The 656-nt window shown below is 61.1% G+C and carries 1 protein-coding gene; it reads right to left on the bottom strand.

Annotated features, from left to right (window positions below; all coding sequences use genetic code 11):
* A partial coding sequence (locus C3418_RS23855; protein WP_258040186.1) for a thiamine pyrophosphate-binding protein occupies window positions 1-571 on the bottom strand: 571 nt, incomplete at its 3' end.
* Window positions 572-656: the final 85 nt, after the last annotated feature.

Raw genomic sequence — 656 nt, 5'->3', positions numbered from 1 at the left:
CCTCCGCGTGGGCGGGCGTCCCCACCGGCTGGGGCGCAGGATACCAGTGGGTGCTGGCACTTTCCGGCGCAGCCTGCAGCGCCACGTCGCCTGGCAGCACAATCACCGAAACGCCGCGCTTCAGAATGGCGTTGCGCATCGCCAGGGCCAGCACCTGGGGGATCTGCTCAGGGGAGGAGACCAGTTCACAGTAGTGGCTGCATTCACGGAACAGCTCCTGCGGATGCGTCTCCTGAAAATAGCCGCTGCCGATCTCGCTCGACGGAATGTGCGCGGCGATAGCCAGCACCGGGACATGATTACGGTGACAATCAAACAGACCGTTGATCAGGTGCAGGTTGCCAGGCCCGCACGAGCCCGCACAGACCGCCAGCTCTCCGGTCAGTTGGGCTTCGGCCCCGGCGGCGAACGCGGCGACCTCCTCATGGCGGGTCGGCATCCATTCGATGGTGCCCATTCGGTTCAGGCTGTCGCTCAGACCGTTGAGGGAATCCCCGGTAACACCCCAGATCCGTTTTACCCCGGCCTGTTCCAGCATTTTCGCAATATAGTTCGCCACGGTTTGTTTCATGGTAGTCCATCTCCTGAATGTGATAACGCTTTCAAGCTTAGATGAAACTGACCGGCATGCCCGCGGAATCCCCCTTATTAATAGT

Source organism: Aeromonas sp. ASNIH8 (assembly GCF_002919855.1).
GTDB lineage: Bacteria > Pseudomonadota > Gammaproteobacteria > Enterobacterales > Aeromonadaceae > Aeromonas > Aeromonas caviae.
The sequence above is the reverse complement of the archived record's forward strand: the minus strand, read 5'-3'. Positions and strand labels throughout refer to the sequence as shown.